This is a genomic window from Anaerococcus sp. C0059F3 (assembly GCF_056590475.1).
In genome coordinates this window covers 1-1,562 of record NZ_JBWPWE010000025.1, presented here as the reverse complement: position 1 = coordinate 1,562, position 1,562 = coordinate 1, and the positions used below count along the sequence as shown (strand labels likewise).

The 1,562-nt window shown below is 30.0% G+C and carries 2 protein-coding genes; both read left to right on the top strand.

Going from position 1 to position 1,562, the window contains the following annotated elements:
• The first annotated feature begins 56 nt into the window (after positions 1 to 56).
• Positions 57 to 608 (top strand): transposase, encoded by a 552-nt coding sequence (locus AC1EJ5_RS09935; RefSeq protein WP_479816007.1) that lies wholly within the window; start codon positions 57 to 59, stop codon positions 606 to 608.
• Positions 551 to 1,465: an IS3 family transposase gene (locus AC1EJ5_RS09930; protein ID WP_479816009.1), complete on the top strand. Its 915-nt coding sequence runs from the start codon at positions 551 to 553 to the stop codon at positions 1,463 to 1,465. The genes AC1EJ5_RS09935 and AC1EJ5_RS09930 overlap by 58 nt, the downstream gene beginning before the upstream one ends.
• The last annotated feature ends 97 nt before the right edge of the window (positions 1,466 to 1,562 follow it).

The window sequence follows — 1,562 nt, the reverse complement described above, 5'->3', positions numbered from 1 at the left end:
TGTACTGACCCCCAAAAGTTGGACTTAAAAATCAACTAATGGAGGTCAGTTTTTTAATGGCAAAATACAGCACAGAATTTAAAATGCGAGTAGTAAGGGAATACTTAGAAAGCAAGATAAGCTACAATGAATTAGCTAAAAAATTCAACATCAGAGATAAGAAAACTATTAGAGTGTGGGTTAATGCTTATGAATCTAAAGGCTATGATGGACTAAAAGTATCAAGAAAGAATAATAACTACTCTTTAGACTTTAAACTAAATGTGGTAAACTTGTACTTGACAGGAGAAATGTCCTATCAAAGCCTAGCAAATGAATTTAAAATCAATAACCCAAGCATAATAGTTAGATGGGTAAAAGAATTTAGAGAAGAAGGAATTGAAGGACTAAAACCTAAAAAGAGAGGAAGGCCTTCAAAAATGGAAAAAGACGGTAATAAAAAACATGTTAAAAAATCTAAAATCAAAGAAGATGTAAGTGAAATAGAAAAACTAAGGGAAGAAAATTACCGCCTTCAAATGGAAGTAGAAATCCTAAAAAAAAAGATTCAATTCTCTCAAATGACAGAATCAGAAATAAACGAATATCTAAGATCATTAAATCACTAAGATATAAATTTAAACTAAAAGACTTGTTAGAATATTTCAAAATTTCAAAATCAACCTACATGTATTGGCAAAAACGCTTAGATAGCCCCAGTAAAGATGAACATCTAGAGAAGAAAATAATAGAAATTAGAAAAGACAATCCAAACTATGGATATAGAAGAATCACAGGTATGCTGAGAAGACAAGGGCTACTAATAAACAAGAAGAAGGTACAAAAACTAATACAAAAATTAAAGCTTCAAGTAACAAGCTTCTCAAGGAAAACAAGAAAATATTACTCATACAAAGGAACAATAGGTAAAATTGCCGATAATGAAATAAATAGAAAATTCAAAATAGAAACACCATATACACAAATAACAACAGACACAACAGAATTTAAATACTTAGAAAAAGATAATAAAGGAAATTACCAAGTAAAAAAACTTTACCTAAACCCATACCTAGACATGTACAACAGTGAAATCATAAGCTATGAAATATCAAAGAAACCAACACTAGAACCAATACTAAAAGCTCTAGATAAAGCAATTAAAGTAACAAGTGTGAACAAGAGTAAGAGAATATTTCATTCAGACCAAGGGTGGGCCTATCAAGTAAAGCAGTACACATCAAGACTAGAAAATAAAGGAATATGCCAATCAATGTCAAGAAAAGGAAATTGTCTAGATAACTCACCAATGGAAAACTTCTTTGGAATATTGAAACAAGAAATATACTATGGTAATAAATTCTATTCATATGAAGAATTAAAAGAAACATTGGAAGAATATATCGAATATTATAATAAAGACAGAATAAAAGAAAAATTAGGATATCTAAGTCCAGTGGAATATAGAGAAAAGAATGCAGCATAAAAATTTCCTACCCCTAGGTGTAGGAAAGGAAAAAGAAATACCAGAGCTAGTTTAGTTCTAACTCTGGTATTAGGTCCAACTTTGTGGGGTCACCTTA

What these genes read in the sequence shown, in the direction of transcription:
- AC1EJ5_RS09935 (WP_479816007.1), top strand. Translation starts at nt 57, where the DNA reads ATGGCAAAATACAGCACAGAATTTAAAATGCGAGTAGTAAGGGAATAC.